This is a genomic window from Actinoplanes sp. NPDC051859 (assembly GCF_044452725.1).
Taxonomy (GTDB): Bacteria; Actinomycetota; Actinomycetes; order Mycobacteriales; family Micromonosporaceae; genus Actinoplanes.
In genome coordinates this window covers 539,216-558,894 of record NZ_JBITBX010000003.1, presented here as the reverse complement: position 1 = coordinate 558,894, position 19,679 = coordinate 539,216, and the positions used below count along the sequence as shown (strand labels likewise).

7 protein-coding genes are annotated in these 19,679 nt (G+C 70.3%); all 7 read right to left on the bottom strand.

The window, feature by feature from the left end; genetic code table 11:
* Window positions 1–15 precede the first annotated feature (15 nt).
* The 7 genes from ACIA1L_RS10475 to ACIA1L_RS10445 all read right to left on the bottom strand — a co-directional run bounded on the left by ACIA1L_RS10475 (window position 16) and on the right by ACIA1L_RS10445 (window position 19,634).
* Window positions 16–339: a hypothetical protein gene (locus ACIA1L_RS10475; RefSeq protein WP_396072362.1), complete on the bottom strand. Its 324-nt coding sequence runs from the start codon at window positions 337–339 to the stop codon at window positions 16–18.
* 37 nt (window positions 340–376) lie between these two features.
* On the bottom strand, window positions 377–3,055 hold the full coding sequence (locus tag ACIA1L_RS10470) for a WXG100 family type VII secretion target (protein WP_396072361.1): 2,679 nt from the start codon (window positions 3,053–3,055) through the stop codon (window positions 377–379).
* 42 nt (window positions 3,056–3,097) lie between these two features.
* Window positions 3,098–3,904, bottom strand: coding sequence for a hypothetical protein (locus ACIA1L_RS10465; RefSeq protein ID WP_396072360.1), 807 nt, complete (start codon window positions 3,902–3,904; stop codon window positions 3,098–3,100).
* A gap of 76 nt (window positions 3,905–3,980) precedes the next feature.
* On the bottom strand, window positions 3,981–4,283 hold the full coding sequence (locus ACIA1L_RS10460; protein ID WP_396072359.1) for a WXG100 family type VII secretion target: 303 nt from the start codon (window positions 4,281–4,283) through the stop codon (window positions 3,981–3,983).
* A 59-nt stretch (window positions 4,284–4,342) separates the two neighbouring features.
* Window positions 4,343–4,666 carry a WXG100 family type VII secretion target gene (locus ACIA1L_RS10455; protein ID WP_396072357.1) on the bottom strand — a complete coding sequence of 108 codons (324 nt, stop codon included), beginning with the start codon at window positions 4,664–4,666 and terminating at the stop codon, window positions 4,343–4,345.
* 155 nt (window positions 4,667–4,821) lie between these two features.
* On the bottom strand, window positions 4,822–5,424 hold the full coding sequence (locus tag ACIA1L_RS10450; protein WP_396072355.1) for a type VII secretion system-associated protein: 603 nt from the start codon (window positions 5,422–5,424) through the stop codon (window positions 4,822–4,824).
* Between the two features lie 20 nt (window positions 5,425–5,444).
* Window positions 5,445–19,634, bottom strand: coding sequence for an aldo/keto reductase (locus ACIA1L_RS10445; protein WP_396072354.1), 14,190 nt, complete (start codon window positions 19,632–19,634; stop codon window positions 5,445–5,447).
* Between the last annotated feature and the right edge of the window lie 45 nt (window positions 19,635–19,679).

Below are 19,679 nucleotides of genomic sequence, written 5' to 3'. Positions count from 1 at the left end.
TACGCCGGCCGGCGATCACTCGATCACCCCGGTCGTGGACGTGTTGACCACCCAGGAATTGCTCGAGCCGTGCAGCAGGTCAGCGGCCCGGCGCTCGTCCGGCTCGGCGTCCTTCTCCGCCCGTTCGCGGTCGGCACGTTCGCGTTCGGAGTCGCGACGTTTCTGCACTTCCGCCTCGGAGAGGTCGGGACCACCGCAGCTGAGCGGCGCGCCGTCGAAGCCGGGCGGACCGCCGGGCCCGAAGGCGCCGACGGCCGGAGTGTCCGGGCGGCGGGGACGCCAACGGCGCATGGCAGGCGGGTCGCCGAGCCCGTTCTCGCCGTGCTGTTCGCCGCTCATGCCACCACCTCTCGTCCGTTGCCGTCCACCGCTTGCGTCACCGTTCTCCCGCCGTACTCCAGGGCAGCGAGCCCTCGTCCCAGGCCGCGAGGTCTTCGTCGGCGTCCGAGGGCTGGACGACCGCCACGCAGTCGTCCGGCGGCATCAGGACGTCCTGGTCTTGCTCCTCCCCCGAGCTTTCGGGAGCGTCGCCGAGGACGGCTGGGGTCCCGGCATCTACGGGCGTCCACACCTCGTCCTCTGCTTCGAGCGGCGCGCCCACGCCGGACGGCATCCGCTCACGGTCGCCCCGCTTGGCCGTCCGCAGGGGCGGCACCAACAGCGGCGGCAGCACGATGACCGCGTCATCATCGTCGTCGTCCTGCGGCTCCCCCGCCTGCGCCGGCGCGGGCAGCGCCTCCTCGTCCACTGTGTCCTCTTCCCGGATGACCGGCCGAGAGGATGAGGGACCGGCAGCAGGCGGCATCGCCAGTGGCGGGAGCATCGGCGGCATCGGCGGCGATTCTGCGGCCGGGGTGCCGGCCGGCGCCTCCGGGCCGACGGACTCACTGGTTGCCGGCTGCCACGGGCCGGTGCCGGTCTCCAGCAGACTCGACGCGTCCGACCGGTCCGGTGCGGAGGTGTTCCCGCCCGCGCCCGGCGGTGCCATCGGCGGCGGCATCATCGGCATCCCGCCCCCGTGCGCCTGCGTGCCGGTGCCGAGCGCGGCCGGCTGTTCTGGCGAGGCCACCTGGGGGATGCCCGCGTCGTCCGTCCGGCCTGGTGGCATGCCTACCGGAGCGTCCGGAGAGCCGGCCACCGGCGGGCCGGCCTGCCACGGCTCGGCGCCGGCGTCCAGCAAAGCCGAGGAGTCCGACCGGTCTGGCGCCGAGTTGTTGCCGCCCGCACCGGGCGGTGCCATCGGCGGCGGCATCATCGGCATCCCACCCGGCCCGTTCGATGTCTGCCCGTCCGGCAGTCCGGAAACCAGGCTCGGTCGGTGCGGGAGCAGCGGCGACTCGGGGGTGTCCAGCTCCGTACCAGCGCCGCCCAGACCCGGCGGCGCGCCCACGGGCGCCTCCGGAACTCCGGAACCGACCGGCTTCGGCGTCCACAATTCGGAGCCGCCGTCGAGCAGCGCCGAAGAGTCCGACCGGTCCGGTGCGGAGTTGCCACTACCGCCGGTGGGCGGCGACATGGGCGGCGGCATCATCGGGCCGGCGCCGTTCTGTCCGGTGCCACCGCCGGTCGGACGTTCGCCGAGGTCCACGCCGCCCGGCAGCAGCGGCTTAGGCCGGTTGTCGCCGGTCTGCGGCGCATCCGGCAGCGAACCGTCGAGGCCACCCGGGCCGCCGATGCCGCCACCGAGTCCACCGCCCAGCCCGCCACCGAGACCACCGCCGGGGCCGGCTCCGATCGGAGCGTTCGGCACGTTCACCGAGGGCGAGCTCCCAGGAAGGTTCGGCAGGCTACCCGGGGGCCTGGTCCCGGGCGCGTTCGGGACATTGATCGGGCCCGTGCTGCCCGGCGGACGGGTGCTGCCGGTCGGCGGCAGCCCGCCCGGCCCGGTAGCGGGCGGGCGGATGCCGTTGTTGGCGCCCGGGCCGGACGGCCGGGCGGTGGGCGGCGGCGCGATGCTGACCGGGGGCGGCAGATTTGGGCCGTTGTTGCCGTTGGGACCCAGGTTGGTCCCACCAGGACCGACCGGAGGGACGTTGGTACGACCGTCCGGCCCACCGCCTCCGGGGCCGCCGGTGGGTGTTGCCGCGAGCTTGACCGGAGGCGGCAGATTCGCCGGTCCTTCCGTGCTGTTCGGGCCGCGGGCGCCGGGGCCGTCGGGACCGCCGGTCGGCGCCTTCGGCGGGGGCGCCGGGGTGACCGGCGGCGGCAGGCCGGGACCGCGATTACCATCGCCGCCGGTGTTGCCGTCGCCAGGACCGTTCGGCCGATTCCAGTTGTTGTTGTTCCCGTTCCCGCCGGGTCCGCCACCCGGGCCACCGCCGGGACCGCCACCCGGGCCCTCAGGCTTCACGGGTGGCGGCTTGTCGCCGCCACCGGGCGTCACCGGCGGCGCGGAACCCACCTCGAAGTCTTCGGCGGCCTTGGCACTCGGGACGTAGTCGTTGACGAGCAACTTGACCACCTCCCGCATGTCGTCGGCCATCTGCTTCTTGAGCTGGTCGGCGCCCTTGGCCTCGCTGATGTGCACTAGGCCGTCCGGATACTTCTTGGCGCCCAGCGCCAGCGCCCAGTTGGCGTAGTAGCCGTCGATGAAGTTGATCTGGTTCTGCGCCCACTGCAGCATGTTGCCGCTCTGGATGAGCCGATCACCCAGCGAAACCCCGGCCGAGTCGCCCCCGGCCAGGTTCTCGGCCGTGGCTTCGAGGCCGTCGCCGAACTGGGTCATCTTGGCCAGGAACATCTCGGCGGCAGGTCCCTGCCACACCCGGCCCTCGCCCGCGATGGCGGCGGCCTGGTCGCGGAAGTTGTTCGCGATGGCGGCGAGGTGCGCCTGCAGCTTGCGCAGCGTGTTGCCCGCCGTCCAGAGGGTGTCCGGGTTGACGTACGTGCTGCGCTCCGAGTCGACGAGCGTCGAGTTGCTCGCTTCCACCGCCGCCGACCCGGTGACCGCGGCCTTCAGCCAGCGCCAGTCCTTGTCGACGTAGTCGTTGATGTCGACCTTGTCCGGCGCCTTCTTGTCGGAGAAGGTGCCCTGGGAGTTGGTTCTGTCCGGCATCTAGGGCACACCTTCCTCAGCAGCGAACATGGGTACGGGGAACTACTTCGCGGCCGGCGGGTCCACCTCGCCGAAGCTCTCCCGGAACAGCCGGTTGAGCTGGTCGGACGTGAGGTCGTTCAGTTCCTCGACCGTGTCGTACTGCTTGATCACGGTGTCGACGTCGTCCTTGATGTCGGTGAAGACGTTGTCGATGCGCTTGAGCGCGCCGTAGAGCTTGGCCCGCAAGCCGCCGTCCGCGTCCATCACACCGTCGGCCGTGGCGACCGTCCCGTCGCCGTTCACGGCCGAGCTGAGGTTCCAGCCCGCGCCGAAACTGCCGGGCGTCACCAGCAGGGTGTTGATCTCCGTACGGATGGGCTTCAACAGGTCTTGGAGGGTCGTGATCCGCTCCTTGAAACCCAGCAGCGCGTGCTGGTCGGCGCTGATCGCTCGCCGCTCGACCTCTTCCTTGGGCGGAACGTCCGGCAGGCCTTCCGGCTTGTTACCGGCCTTGGGGTCGACCTTGCCGTTGCTGTAGTCCTTCTCCGGGTCGTAGGACTGGTAGCCGCTGTTGTCGCCGAGGGCCGAGCCGACCTCCTGCTCCTTCTTGGCGTACTCGTCCTTCCACGACATGTACTTGTCGCGAGCCGCTTTGGCGTCGTCAGGCCAGGTGTAGCCGGAGTTGCGCGGGTTCAGGTGCGTGTTGTTGTAGTGCTCCGCCCCGGCCAGGCCGCGCTTGTAGGCGTCGTACTCGGTCTGGGTGATGCCGCCCAGCCGCAGCGCCATCTCCGGCGTGATCTGGGACGGGTCCTTGATCGTCGTCTTGAACGACTCGTCCGCCTGGGCGTTGAAGGTCTGGTTGCTCAACGGTCACTCCTGACTGTGCGTCGACGCGGGCCGGTCGGTGTCCGACCGGCCCGCGGGCGTCGGACATCGCCGGCGGTCAGAAACCGACCTTGGTGGCCTGCCAGGTGCCGCTGCCCTTGAGCTCACCGTGCTGGATGAGGGCGTGCATCTCGTCCAGCGCGGCCCGGGCCTTCACGAGGGCCGCAGCCATCTCGCCCTGGGCGGCGCGCCACTGCGCTTCCACGACGTAGTAGGAGTCGCGGGCGTCACCCGTCCACTCCTTGAGGTGCTGGTTGGCGTACTGCATCAGCTCGTCGACGCCGTTGTCGACCTTGGTGGAGATCGCCTGGATCGACTCACTGGTGCGGCTCGCCGCCTGGAGGTCCGTCTGATACGACAATGTGCTGCCTTTCTCTTACCGCGCGAGGAGGTACGGCCGGGATGAGCGGTGCCAGCGGATCAGTCGAAGCCGGGCAGCGACTGGAGGAAGTTCGTGCCCGCCTGCACACCGCTGTCCTCGATCTGGATGTAGTCGTTGGCGTTGCCGCCCATCGAGTCGATCAGGCCGTTCAGCTGGCTCGTGATCTTGTTGAAGCTCTGCTCCCACGCGGTCATCGCGTTGCGGAACGTGTCGGCCTGGCGCCCGCGGAACACCACCAGCAGAGCGGCGACCTCGTCATCGATGTTGCGGCCGTACGCGGTGAACTCACCGTACTTGCCACCGAACAGCTCGATGGCGGCCTGCATGCCCTCGTCGGTGGTCTGGATTGTCGGTTGACCCATGGTGTTGCTCCTTCCGGGACGATGGCGAGGCAACGACGGGGTCGTATGCCTCAGCCTCGATACTCCGGGAGAATTCGATCGCGATGAACCTTAGGCGGAGGGTGATGCACCAACAACACCAGAGGAATGCCCGTTCGCCCCTGCGCCGTCCAGGCTCACTGTGACGCGGCACTCACCACCCACGGCAGCACCGCAACGGGACCTGGCGTGGCGGGATGGAAACGCCCGTACGCTGCGGCGATGTCGTCGTCGCTCCACAGCAGAGTCTCGCGCAGGAAGTCCCCGGTCAGTCGGACCGGCACCGGCCCGCCCGGGTTGAACAGCACGTCGATCGCGTCTGGCAACGCCGTGACCAGGCCCATCAAGTCGTCTTCGCGCCACCGGTCCGGTCCGGCGGCCGCCCGTTGTGCCACGCCCGTGGCAACGACGACGCACCGCACGCCGTCGGGCGCGGCCACGACGAGCGGCTGGCCGTGCTCGTCGACCGCCACCTCGAACGAAGCCTCGTGCAGCAGCGTCTGCACCTGCTCCGGCTCCGCCCGGTCTTTCGACAGCAGGCGTAATGCCGCGTCCAGCGGGTCGGCCGCGGAGCGCGCGTCCCGGGGCCGGTAGTCCGGGTTGCTGCGAAACGGCGCGACAGCACCGTCACCGCCGATCGTCCAGGCGCCCAACACCGCACCGGCCGGCGGCAACTCGCCCTCGGTGAGGGGCTGCCAATCCGGGTCGGTCAGCAGGAAGCTCCGCTCGTCGAGTCGCATGCCCGGTCCTTTCCTCACGTTCACGACGACGTATAGCCGGCACCGATGACCCGGCCCGATCGGTCGTTCAACGTCCGCGAACCCCCCGCAGCGGACGACGAACCCACCCCGCCATCGTCCGGGTACGCCGCACCGATCATGCCGCCACCCCGGCTGTGCAGCACTACCCGGTCCACCCCCTCCGCCGAGGAATCCGCATCGGCGTCGGGCAGGATCAGCCGCAGCTCCGCCTGACCACGGTGATCGCTGTCCGCGCGCGTCCGGATGGTGACGTCGACGTCCGCGCCGAGCCGATCCCGCACGGCCTGCGCCACCTGCGCCGCCCGGGTACGCCCGAGGTCCCGGCCGGCAGCTCCGGACGAGTCACCGTACGCGGAAATCTCGACCACCGGCGCCGGCAGACCCTGCCGGCGACGCCACTTGGCAACCTTGGCGACCTTGGCGGCGAACGGTCCGACGGTGCCCGGCGGCACCGCACTGGCGCCGGGGGCGAAGGTGACGGTGCTGGGCGTCCGACCACCACCGTGCCCGCCGACCACCACCGTGGTGAGGGCGTTGACGAAGTACGGCGAGTGGTGGCTGAGCGCGAAGTGGGAGTTCTCGGGCTCCGGCCCCCACAACCGGAACTGCCACATGTCGGTCTCCTGGCCGTACTCCGGGGAGACCATGAGCAGCGCCTTGCGAGCCGCGGCGGCGTTCTCGTGGAACGTGTCGTCGTCGTCCAGGTCGGACTCCAACGGCGCCAAAGCTTTGGCGAGGTCATCGGCGAACGATCTCGGCGCCGGCGGATCGTCGATCTCGCCGTCCGTGAAGTGGTGCGCCAGGTTGAGTTTCAGCGCCTCATCCGCAGCCGAGTCGGCCGAGTCGCGCCGCTCGTTCTCCAGGGTCACCTGGACTGTGCCGTCCGCACTTTCCGCGACCACGCTGGCGAAGTGGTAGCCGTACGCGCCGGGGTGCGGGACCGGCTTGCCGCTCGTGGAGTAGTCCACCTTGAACCGGGCGTTCCGGCCGACACCGTGGTCGCCGATGGACTGGGTGAGGTAGCCCTCGCCGACGTGTGCCCAGGCGTACTGGTTGACGCCGAGGTTCTGTGCGGCTTCGTTCAGGGCCGGGTTGCTGTGCACGCTGAGGCCGTACTCGCGACCTGCGCGCGGTGCTCCGGCCTGCCGGCCCTGCGGCCGGGTGTCCTGGGTCATGGCGTCCTGCGCCGATGCGGTGTCGACGTCGCCCGGGTGGCCCTCGCGGGCGGCGGTGGCTAGGTGTTCGGCGAGGTGGTGCGTGCCGGTCACCTCCATACCGTCGCGAGAGTCGATCGGCTGCACCTCCGTGGGACCCGGCTCGTCCGGCCCGCCCGGGCGCAGGACGATGTGCGACGGCTCGCCGCCCAGCACAGCCTCGGCGAAGTCGCGGCAGACGGCGGGCGGGGTGGCCCGGAAGTGCGGCTGGACCATCACCAGTTCGGGACCGTCGCCGATCCGTACGGTGTTGTCGTCGACGGTGACCAGCGTGACCTTGCTCTGCGTCTCGCGCAGGATCTCGTTGAGCCGCGCCACCTGCTCCGGCGTGGTGTAGAACTCGTTGCGCTGACCGTTCTCGGTGGCGTTCATCGCCACCGTCCGGTCGGCGGAGACGTGCAGCGGCGGGCGTTTGTCGTGCACCAGCGGCCGCTTCACCACGAACCGGGGGAAGGGCGCGTCCTCGCCGTTGTCGTGCACCACAGGATCCATCAGGCGGCGCGAGAACGGCGGGGCGTCCCCGCTGGTCAGTCGGTATTCCGTGACGACGTCGCCGGGTGGGGTGTGCTGCGGGATCTGCGACGGCGCGCCGGGTGCCGACGGCGTCGACAGAGGCTCGGCGTCCGGCAGCGGCATCTCGGTGTGCTTGCCCTTGACCCAGTCGTCGAGCTCGGCGGCCGTGAGCGGTGTGGGCGCAGACCGCTTGGGGTCGCTGAGGACGAAGGTCGGCTCGCCACCGATCCGTACCGCGCCGAGGGCCACCTTGTGCGAGATGACCGAGCCGATGATGTCCACCGGACGCGGGCCGGTGCGGTGCAGTCGACCCCAGAAGTCGCCGCCCAGCGGCGCGGTGAGCCGGTCCGCGTGCAGGCCCGCCGGGCTGGCGTCCGGGTCCACGAGTCGGTTCGCGGCCTGCTGGTACGCGTCGCCGTCCACACCCTGCATCCGCCGGCCACCCCGGTCGAGGCCGAGCGGCAGGGAAACGGCGGCGCTGGTCTCCCAATGGTCGAACACCTTCTTGCTGAGCACCGGAACCGGCAATTTCTTGCCGGGCTCGGCGCCGCCCGGCCGGGTGGCGAGCGGGATGAGGTCCACGACACCGCCGAGCTTCTGCATCGCCCGGCCCCAGTCTGCGCTGAGCTTCGCCCACGGCTCGGCCCGCCGTTCACCCGCGGTGAGCAGTGCGCGGGCCTGCCGGTCCAGGGTGCCGAAGGTGGCGCGGACGTCGGTCAGCCGGTCGGTCACGAGCTGGTCCAGGGTGCGCTTGGGGAACCGGCGGTCAAGCTGCGCCATCAGCGCCGGATCGTCCGTGCGCAGGATCCTGGCAGCGTCCTCGATCTGTTGTGCCAGATCGCGGCCCACCATGAGCTGCCCGGCGAGGGTCGGCACCGCGGACCGCACCAGCGTGTTGGTCACCGACGGGTCGCAGGTGTTGAGGAACTGCTGCACGTCGTTGCCGATCCCGCCGGCGAGCGCCGGGCCGAGGGCGGGCGACCCCAGCATGTGGGTGAACAACCCGTCGGCGAGCAGGGTCTGTCGGCCCTCGAGGGTCAGGTTCAGCGTCCAGAGCCGGGCCGTCCGCTGCGGTACGGACTCGGCCGGGTCGTACCCGGTGTCCCGTAAGGGCGACGCCGGATCGGTGAGCGGATCGGCGCCACGCTCCACTTCGTCCGCTACCGCGAGCATCACCGCGTCGAGCTGCTGCGGCGTGAAGGGGGTGATGGGCTGGTGTGCCCGTACCGGTGCCACCGCGGTGGACAGCACGCCGTCGCGGACGAAGGCCCGGACCCGCTCGGCGGCGGGGCGGGGCAGTCGGGGCAACGCCTGGTCGACGCGGGCGAGGGCGTCGCGCAGGACCGGCGACGACAGCACCTCGGCGGAGTGATCGCTGAACGTGCTGCCGGCCGGCTGACCGGCGGCGGTCCGCGCCGGGTCGACCGGACCGAACCCCCAGTCGTCCAGGGTCGCGGCCAGGTCTCCACCTGCGTCGACCGATCCGTTCGACGGCGCCGGTCGGGCGGGCATCTCGCCGTCGCCCGGCAGCACCGGAGGCCGGGCAGGAGGGGCCAGGTCGCCACGGTCCGCGGAGAGCGTGTCCTTCGCCGTACGCTCGATCAGCTCGATGTGCCGCTGCAACGCCCCCGGAGCCGACGCCTGGTCCGTGGACGCCATCACCGACGACGGCCCGTGGACGCGCGCGGACGACGGGGTCTGTTGGAAGATCCGCCGCCCGTCGACGTATTCGTCGTGCAGCCCGAGGAAGTGCCCGATCTCGTGGGCGAAGTCGAGATCCGAGCCGGACGCGGACCAGGTCGTCTGGGTCATCCGGACCTGGTCGTGCAGCGCGATGACCGCGTGCGCCTGGGCGGGGTCGTCGACGAATTCCACATTGACGTGCAGTTGGCCGCCACCGATCCGGTAGCCCTGGTTGAACACCTGGTCCACCGCGGCCCGGGCCCGGCGAGCCACGTCAGCGCGTCGCCCCTGCACGAGGTCGTCCTCGGCGCGCAGGTGCACCCGGATGGTGAAGTCGTGGATCCCGCCGGGCAGTTCCCGGTAGTCGTAGGCGATCCGCCCCTCCACCCCGCGGACCTGGGGACGCGGCACCTCCGGCGGTGTCAGACCCGCCGCCTCGTACGACTCACGGACGGGGTCGGGCACCACAGTGGTGGCCCGGCCCGCGACGACGTCGAACGCGGAGGCGTCGGCGCGGCGTGGCGTCACTGAGTCCCGCAGGGCGTCGATGCGGTCGCGCGGCACCGGCGACTCCACCCGGTGCGGCCCTCGGGCGTCGCGATCAGGGCCCGCCGGGGCGCCGTCCGGGGCCATGCGCATCGGCGAGACCGGCGACGGGGTGTAACTGACCCGGTTGAAGGCGTCGATCGTCCGGTCCAGGTAGACCGTGCGCCGGGCGTTCGGCACGGTGTGCGAGATCGTCCCGTCCGGGTCGGTCACCACGATGGAGATGCCGAGGTCGTGGGCGATGGCCTCGGTGAGGACGTCGTTGGCGGCCAGCCGCTGGGTCAGCTCCCGGCGCCGGTCCTCGGGCCGCATGGTGCCCGGGTCGGTGCCGGTGAACGGCACCCGGGGAGCCGAGATGGCGGCGTCGACGAAGTGGCCGGGCTGGTAGTTGTCATCCAGCCGCATCCGCTCCAGCCGGGCCAGCGTCGTATCGGACGGCGGCCGCTGGAGGACCCGGGTACGGATCTCGTCGGCGGTGTACCGGCTCTGGGCGGCTCCGAGCGCGGCGTACACGGACTCCGGCCGTACCGAATCCGCCGATCGGGTCGGCCACACGCCGCGCCGCAGTCCGTCTTCCCGGGCCCAGCGCAGTGTTTCGTTGGCGTTGGCGAAGTCCTGGCGGATGGTGTTGGCGGTGTTCGACAGGGCCACCTGCCGGGCGGTGTAGAGCTTCTGCGCCGGGGTGATGCCCGGCGTCAGGGTGGGCGCCAGCGTGTTGAGCGGATGGTCGCCGAGGTTGCGGCGATCGTCCGCGGTGAAGTGGGAGCCGAACTCCGGCGGCGCGGCCACCGTCCGGGCCCGGCCACCGGAGACATAAGCGGTCTCCTCGTCGTGTACGAACGGCGTGGCCAGCGGGTTCGCCGTCGAGGAGTGCGCGCGCCCGAACGGCGCCAGGTGCGCGCCGGACTTGGCCTGCTTGGCGCCGGTCGGGCCGCCCGGCGTCGGGTTGGCCGGGTCGTGGCCGAAGTACCGGTCGGCCACGTTCTGCATGGTGGTGTGCGACTGGGGCAGGGTCCGGCCGTCGCTCTTGACGAACTCGGCGGCCAGCCGGGACAGGTCGGTGGGTACGGCCCAGTCCTCGTACTCGGCGAGGAAGGCTTCCTCCCGGTCGGGGTGCCGGTTGTTCTGGGCCATGATGCCGACCGTCGCGGACTGGGGACCGTATTCCGCGGTCAGCTCGGCCGTGTAGGCGCGGCTCACGCCCTCGCCGAGCTTGCCGTACTCGGCACCGCCCTCACCGAACCGGACGCCGGCGTCGCCGAGCACGAGGACGCCGTCGACGAACAGGTTCGGCTCCGGCGCGTACGGCAGCAGCGGATGCAGCATGTCGTCCCGGGTCCGGGTAGCCATGTCGTCGCGGATCGCCCGCTCGAACGAGGTGTAGAAATCGCGGCGACCCTGGCTCGTGCCGAGGGTCTCGATCCCGCGGTTGATGCGCGCCAGCTCGTTCACCGCTGCGGTCAGGTCCCGGCGGGCGTCCTTGACGGCTTTGCTGCCTGGTGGGTGCTGCGCACTGATCTGCGCGAGGCTGGTGCGACGCTCGGTGATCTCCTGCTCGGCGCCGGGACGCTGGTTGTGCAGCCGCTGCACGGTGTCAGCGACGAGCGTGTTCCGGGCGCCGGGCCGGTATCCGCCGGTCATCATCAGCGGGCGTTTCACCAGCCGGCGAGCCGATCCGCCGCCGGACCCTTCGCTCATCGCATCGTCCGACCCGCTGTCGAGGTCGTCGTTCACCGCGTCCTGCACCGCGTCGAAAACGTGCCGACCGTCGGCGAGCGTCCGGGGTGCCGGATCGGAGTCCTGGATGGACACGTACGGGTAGCGGCCGCGGACGGCGAGCGCCTGGATCGCTTTCGTCGTCGAGCTGCTGGTGAGGACCGCGTTGCGGGCCGGACCGAACGGGAACTTCGCGGCGGTGCCGACCGCATGACCGACGATCGCCACCGGGTACGGCGAGTTCTGGACGAGCTGGGCGGCTTGCTGGACAGCGTTGTTCAGCTCGGTCCCGGCGTTGCGGGTGCGGGTGTTCACGCCGATGACGAACGCCACCCGGCTGCGGGGTCCCAGGTCGGCCGTGATCGCGTCGATGACCGCGCTGACGTTGCCGACCTCGCCGGCCGACAGGATCAGGTTCACCACGAAACCGACCGGGGCGTCCTTCGCCCGGCCGTACTCGATCAGCTGGTCTCGGATTGCGGGGTAGTTGTCGGCGTCGATGGCCGGGCTCTGCCGGGCGGTGAACCGCGTGAACTCGGCGTTCTCGTAGGTGGCGCCCGGCCGCGGCGGCGCGGGACGGATGCCGAGCGCGTCGTCGTGGTCCTCTTCGGTGGAGGCCGAGGCCGGCTCGACCGTCGCGATGATGCGCGCGATCTGCCGCTCGGACAGCCCCGGATGGTGCGCCGGGTCCGTCGTGTTCATCAGCGTTCCGGTCTCGCCGTGCTGATACAGGACGCGGGCCTGCTCGCCGGTGTCCCGGTAGGCGTCCGGCAGCCCCAGGAAGTGCCCGATCTCGTGGGCCAGGTCCAGGCCGGTGGCGCCGGTCGTCCACTGCGTCTGGGTGATCTCTTCCGGCCCGCTCGACAGGTCGATCGTCGCGTGCGCCGCGTCGGGATCGGCGGTGAACTCGACCGTGACATGGATCCGGTCGCCCGAGTTGAAGATCTGGTCAACGGCAGCGCGAACCCGCTGCTCCACGGCCGCCTGCTGCCCGCGCGCGCCGTCGTCGGCATTCAGATGCACCCGTACGGTGAAATCGTGCCGGCCGTCCGGGCGCACGTGATGGTCGTAGGCGATGAGCCCGTCGATCCGACCCACCTGCGGGCGCGGCGCGGTGGGCACGTCCTCGCGCCCGGCGTCCCGGTAGGACTGGGTGACGATCGGCGAAACCTTGTCCGGCGCGGGCAGCTCCACCGCGTCGTAGGTGGTCGCTCGGATCGTTCGGACCGGTGGCGGTGGCGGAGGTGGCGGGGTGGCCGCTTCCCGGGCCGCGGCGACCCGGTCCGGATCGGCGGTGTTGATCATCTGCTCGCCGGCGAAGGTCATCCAGTCCGGCACCGACGTCGTCAGGACCTGGGCCAGCTCGGCGGACCACTTCCAGTTGCAGTTGGCCTCGCCCAGCAGAGCCGTGGAGATCTCGCCCAGGTCCCGGTCCACGTACTGCCGGTGCAGTCCGATCCGTTCCGGCACCCGGGTGTCCCGCAACTGGTCGGCGGTGAAGATCCCGTTGTCCACCAGCCAGTCGGTGACGAACCCCCGGTCGACCTTGCGACCCGCCGCCTCCGCGGCTTGGCTGATCTCCTGCCGCCATTGCTGCTGGTTCGGCACCTCCATCAGCTGCTGGATGCCGTCGCGGACCTGGTCGTCGAGGACCACCTCGGGACCGTTCTGCTGGACGTGGGTGGAGCTCTCCCGCCACGACTCGAACGCCTGTTGCAAGGGCGTGCCGTCCAGGTCCGCCCAGGGATCAGGCTCCTCGGCCTGCAGATTCGCGCGCTGTCGATCAGCGTCCCGGCTCGACGAGATCTGATGGGTCTCGCCGGGCACCTCGCGGCCCATCAGCGTGGTGAACTGCTCCCGCACCTGAGGCGAATCGGTCTGCAGGCCGGAGTCCGCGGCGATGCTCTGCAACAGACCTCGGGCACCGTAGTAGTAGACCGCCAACGGCGTGCCCGCCCCGTACGACTCCGTGAGGAATTCCTTCAACTCCGGACTGCGCAGCAGACTCTCGGCGGAATTCTCCAGCGTGTCGATGCGGCCGCGCTGCGCGAGTTCGCGGACCGCGGGCACGGCGGCGTCGGTGACGTTGCCGACGCCGATGCGGTCCACGACGCCCTCAGCCCGCAGCCCGCGCAGGACCCGCCAGGTGCGGTGCAGGTCGTCGCGGGACACCCCGTCCACGTTGTGAATCAGCAGATCGTCGAGCTTCCCGTCGAACTTGCCGGCCACGTCCCGCAGGCGGGCATCCAGCGAATCGGCACTCTCGCCCGGCGTGATGTCGAACTTGTAGACGACTTCGTAGTCGCCGCGAGCGACACCGGGCCCCTGCCGTAGACCGTTCGCGAGCAGATCCGTCGAGCCGCCGTAGCTTTCGGCCGTGTCGAAGCGGCGATATCCGGCGTCGATCGCCGACGCCACCGCACGTGGGTCGTTGACGCCGTCGAGCCCGAAAACGGTCCATGCTTTACCTTCGCCGGCTGTCGTCGATGCCGGCGGGTCGGCGAAGTTGTCGTCGCGCGGGGGCGCGGGACGCCCCTCGACGTCCTGCTCGATCCGCCGAATCTCCGGCGGCGGCAACGCACCACGATCCGGCGACAGCGACGCCCCTGCGATCCGTTCGATATCGGCCAGGTGCCGGCGCTCGATACCGGGTGTGGACTTCGGATCCGTCGAAGCCATCAAGGACTTCGCGGTGTGCACCCGGCTCGACGACGGCTTCTCGTGGAAGATCCGCTTCCCGTCGGCGTACTCGTCGGTCAGGCCCAGGAAGTGGCCGATCTCGTGCGCGAAGTCCAGGTCGCCCGCCTCGGTCGACCACCGCATCTGTGTGGTCGGGCCGTCGGTGCTCAACTCGATGACCGCGTGCGCGTCCGCCGGGTCGGTCGTGAACTCCAGATTGACGTGCAGCTGGCCGTCGCCGTAGCGCAGGCCCTGATTGAAGACGTCGTCGACGGCGGCGCGGGCCCGCCGCTCCACGTCGGCCTTCTGCTCCGGCGACGCATCCTTGCCCGGATCGAGGAACACCTGCACGGTGAAGTCGTGCACCCCGCCGGGCAACGTGCGGTAGTCGTAGGCGATCGGACCCTCGACCGGTTTGACCGCCGGGCGCGGGGTGGTCGGCACGGGCAGGCCCATCTTTTCGTACGAAGCTCGCACGTGTTCCGGGATCGCGGTCGGCATCTGGTCCGGCTGCACATCGAACGACGACGTACCCACCCGGCGCGGCACCACGGCGTCCCGTGATTCGTCGATCCGCTCCCGCGGCACCGGATTCGGCACACGCTCCGGTGGCGGCTGAGGATCCCGCTCCATGTCAGCGACTTGACTATCGGCAGAAGGGGCGGGCCGGGCTGACCGGCTCGTGAAGAAGACGAACCCTTCGAAGCCCGCCAGGTTCGTGACGCTCCGCGGCTGCTCGGCGTCCTCATAGTCGAAGTAGTCTTCCGCCGGAACCGACTCCGTGTCCGACTCGGACTCGACTTCCGGCTCGATCTCCGACTCGGCTCCGAACAGGTCGCCGCCCAGATCGTAGGCATCGACGGGCTGCTCGCCGCTCTCCTGCGCCGCCTGCTGCTGTTGGGCCTTCTCCGCCTGCCCCTTCTTGCGGGCGGCCTCGATGACCTCCGCACGCGTCGGCGGCGCGGTCCGCTGGTTGTACGCGTGATCCTGGGCGGCGACGTAACGGATCTCCCGGACCGTGGACCAGAACTTCTGCAGGCCCTCCTGCTTGATGACCACGTTCGGGATGCCGGTGCTGTCCTTGGCGCCGCCCGCGTTGCCCTCGCTCTTCAGGTTCGGGTTGCCCATGAAGGCCGACGGCTTCGACGTCACCGGATTCGACACGTACGCGTGGTCGTGCATGTACCGGTGCATCTCGTCGGAGACCGGAATCTCCAGGATCCACTCGTACCCGTCGCCCTGGTCGATCTTGCCGCCGTTGCGGTGCTCCCGCTCGAACACGTACGGGTCGTTGACCGAAAACACCATCTCGCCGCGGGTGCCCTTGCTGGACGTGCCGTCGCTGTTGCGGAACAACACCTGGTTCACCACGTCGATGTCACCGGTGTTCGAGGCCTGCAGGAACGCGTCGAGCTCCCGCTGCTGCATCCGGCGGATCAGCACCCCGGACTTGAGCCGCCCGATGTTGCGGTGCAGCTGCTTGGCGGACTCCCGGGTGTACTGGTCAGCGTCACGCAACTCCTCCAGGCCGACCATCGGCGGCAGATGCCGAGGGTTCCGGTTCGTGCCGTCCGGCGGTGGTGGGGTCAGGTTCGGTCCGCGGTCGTACCGCCGACCCCACTCCTCCAGGGTCAGACCCTCCGACGCAGGCGACGTGTACGGCGGTCCCGCCAGCCGATCCGGCTTCGGCCGGTAGCCCAGATCCATCAACTGATCCGTCGCCGACTTCACCTCGCCGTCCGGGCCGAGCTCCACATCCCGGTCGACGGTGGGCGTCGGCGGCGTGAACTGGTTCGGCACGACAGTGATCGGATACTTGCTGTCCGCCCACTGCTGCGCCTCATCGATTCGGCGGATCAGCGCGTCCCGTACCTTCGCCCGCTCGTCCTGCGGATAGCCCGCGTCCTCGAACGCCTGCTCGATCTTCGCCGGCGTGAGGTTGAAGGCCACCGTCCGGATCGAGTCGGCAATCACCTTCTCCTGCAGCCCGTGGTACGGGTTCAGGGCCGAATCGTGCAGCTTCACCATGTCCCGGAACTCGGCCAGGCCATCGGTGCTGGGCTGGAAGAACTGCTCCCGAGTGCCGCCCTGAGCACGAACATGCAGCGCCCCACCCAGGTCCGCGCGGACCATCCGGCCGCCGACCTTCATCCAGTTGTCGGCCTTGAACATGTCCCAGTTGGCGAACACCATGTCGGCCGCCACATACCGGTGGAAGTCCGGGTGCAGCCGCAGCCCAGCAATGCCGTCCCGGTCGATCGTGCCGTGCGGGGTGAAGTCGGTGACATGGGCGGGCTTGTTGTCGATGGTCACCAGCTGGGCGTCCAACGTCGGGACACCCATCGCGGCGTACAGCTTCTGGGTCAGCACCTCGGTGCGCACCTGCAGCGGGTTACGGCCGAACTTGACCACCTTGTCCGAGCCGTCCGGCATGACGACCCGCTCCGGATGAGTCGACCCGGAGGTGAAAATCTGCACCACCTGGTACCCGCCCGGATACTCCTTCACCACCTCCCGCTCCGAGCCGTCGCTGAGCTGGACCCGCGACTTGGGCGCCGGCCGCACCCCGAGCGCGCCATCGTGATCTTCCTCAGTGGACACCGAAGCGGTCTCGACGGTCGCGATGATGCGGTCGAACTGCCGATCCGAGATCCCCGGATCCCGCGCCGGATCCGTCGTCCCCATCAGCGTGTCCACCTCGCCGGACCCGTGCAGCACCCGCGGCGTCTCCCCGGTGTCCCGCGACTCGTCCGGCAGCCCGAGATAGTGCCCGATCTCGTGCGCCAGCTCCAGACCCGTGGCCTCCGTCGACCACTGCGTCTGGGTGATGTCCACCGGTCCGCTCGACAACGAGATCGTCGTGTGCGCCGCAGTCGGATCGTCCACGAACTCCACCGTGACGGCCACCCGACCGCCATCGTGGAAAGCACGATCAACGGCCGCCCGCACCCGCTGCTCCACCGCCGGTCGCCCGGCCCGCGCCGCGTCGTCCTCCGGCGCAAGATGCACACGTACGGTGAAAGCAGGCTTCCCGTCCGCCCGCACCTGATGGTCGTACGCAATCAGCCCATCGATCCGCCCCACCTGCGGCCGCGCCTCGGTCGGCACCTCCAGCCCAGCAGCCCGGTACGACTCCGCCACCATCGACGGCACGCCCCGATCACTCCCCGGCAGCTCGACGGCGTCGTAAGTGGTCGCCCGCACCGTCTGCACCGGCGGCGGAGGTCCCTCCCTCCGCTCGCCGCTCATCTCACCTGTGTGTCCACTCTCAGCCCGATCGGTCGTCTCGGTCGTCTCGGCTTCCTGAGCCGTTACGCCTTTCTCAGCCGGCCCCGTCCCGATCGCCTCGTCCGAGTCAGTGCCGGTCGTGTCAGCGCTGGTCGTGTCAGCGCTGGTCGTGTCGCTGCTCGTCGTGTCGCTGCTCGTCGTGTCGGTCGGAGTCGATGTCGAATCGCTCGGTGCGGAATCGGTGGGGTCTGAGTCGGTGGGGCCAGCATTGGCCGCGCTGGGCTCATTCCCAGCGGTCTCCGGCCCAGCCACTCCCTCAAGGTCCGAAGGGCTCTCCACAGAGGTCGGCATCGTCGGCGGCTCGGCGGGTGGAGCCTGCTGACCGTTCTCGGCCACATTCGTGTCCCCGGCCGACTGCTGCCCGGATTCCTGGCTGCCCTGTCCGCCCTGGTTGCCTTGCTGGTTGCCTTGATTGCCTTGCTGGCCGCCCTGATTACCGGAGTTGTTCTGCTGGCCGCCCTGGTTGCCCGAGTTGCCCTGTTGGCCGCTCTGCGCAGAGTTTTGCTGACTTCCTGATGGTGTGCCTGAGCCGGACTGCTGTGTGCCCGACTGACTTCCAGACTGGCCGGCCGCCGGCGGAGCCGCTTGCGCACTCGAATCCCCGGGTAGCCCCGTCGTGGACGGGTTCCCCATGCCCGTCGAATCGTTTCCTGCCGTCCCATCCAGAACGGACGGCCCGCTCGTAGTCACACTCGAGCTGCTGGATCCCCCAGAGTCAAACCCAGGCAACCCGCCCGGCTGCGCCACCGGCGCCGGTCCACTCTGCGTTCCTGTGCCTCCGCCCCGATCCGAGCCGCCCGCATTCTCACCCGAACCACCGACGTTGTGGCCGCCAGAATTGCCACCCGTGTTCCCGCCGGGATTACCGCCAGAGTTCCCGCTCGCGTTCCCGCCAACGTTGCCCCCGGCGTTCCCACCGGAGTTTCCGCCCGTGTTCCCGCCAACGTTGCCCCCGGCGTTCCCACCGGAGTTTCCGCCAGGATTACCGCCCGCGTTCCCACCGGGGTTGCCTCCCGTATTCCCGCCGGAGTTTCCGCCCGTGTTCCCGCCGGGGTTGCCCCCCGCGTTCCCGCCAATGTTGCCCCCGGTGCTCCCGCCAGGATTATCGCCCGCGTTCCCACCAGGATCGCCGCCCGCGGTCTCGCTCGAACCGCCGCCGGTGAACGTGCCCGAGCCGCCGCCGGTCGTGCTGCTGGAGTCACCGCCTGAGGTTCCGCCCGTGCTGCCTGGGCCGCCTCCCGTGCTGCCTGGGCCGCCGCCGTTCGACGGGTGGTTCTGGAGGCCGCCGCCGAGGTGCTGGCCGGCGTCGGCGGCGAGCTGGGTGGCGGCGCCGGAGGCGAAGGCGGAGACGGCGGTTGCGCCGAGGTTGCCGAAGTTGCCGCCGAAGAGGGCCATGGCGAGTGCTTCGACGGGGAGCTCGGCGGCGGCTTCGATGGCACCCTGGCCGGTGGCCGACTTGCCGAATTTGGGGTTGATGCGGTCCGCGATGCCTTTGAGCAGTGCCGCGTTGGCACCGCCCAGCGCGCCGAAGCCCGCGCCGATGGCGAGGTCCTTGACGTCAATTTTGTGGTTGTTGCCCTCGGCGGCCTGGATGGCATATGCCGCGAGGCTCTCCAGTGTCTCGTCGAGCGCCTCCTCGGCCGCTTCTTGAACGATCTCGCCGGCCCACCGCGTGGTTGGCGACGGCTTCCACCCGCCCGGCGGTTCGTCGACGGACTTCGGGCCCGGCGCGGGCGGCCCGTCCTTCGCCTTCGGGCCGGGCGCAGGCGGGCCATCGGTCGACTTCGGGCCGGGCGCGGGCGGGCCGTCAGTCGATTTCGGACCCGGCGCGGGCGGACCGTCCTTCGGTCCTGCAGTGGGGGGACCGTCGGTTGGCTTCGGACCACCCTTGGGCAGGCCGTCGCCGGTCTTCGGGAGCGGCTTCGGCGGTCCTTCGACGTGTGGGGGCGGGGTGTCGCCTTTGCCTTTCGGCGGCGGGGGGTCGGTCTTCTTGATCGGCGGCGGCGGCCCACCATTCCCCTTGATCATTTTGGGTACGGGCGGCAGCTCGATCTTCTGGGCCGCCGACACCGCCTGCCGGAACTTGAGCCCGCGGATCAGGCCACGCACGATGGCCCCGCCAGAGGCGATGTGCAACGGCACCAGGGCCGGGAAGCCCGAGGCCAACGCCATGAAGATGTCCAGCACGGTGGTGAACATGGCGATGGTCACCGTGTACTTGGTGTGCTCGGTGTCCAGCGCGAAGTCCCGCGTACGTGAAGCCAGGTCGTTGGCCAGGAACGCCTGCTGGGGGATGCCGTCCATCAGGTTCTTGTTGGCCGCGTAGAACGCGTCGGCGGTCTGCCCGCCGACCGCCTCGTACACGTTGCCCGCGAGCCCGTCGACGCCGTAGGCGGCGTTCATGAGGTCGCGGGCGAACAGGTCCAGCTCGTCGCTGAAGGCGCGCAGCTCGGGCTCGTTGGCGGCCGGCCATTCCTCGCCGGAGCTGTAGAGGATCGCCTGATAGGCCCAGGCCCATTCGGGGTCGTCCGGGATGACCATGCTAGGCATGCGCCACTCGTTTCACGGTCGGCCGGCCAGCGCGGGCCGCGCGGG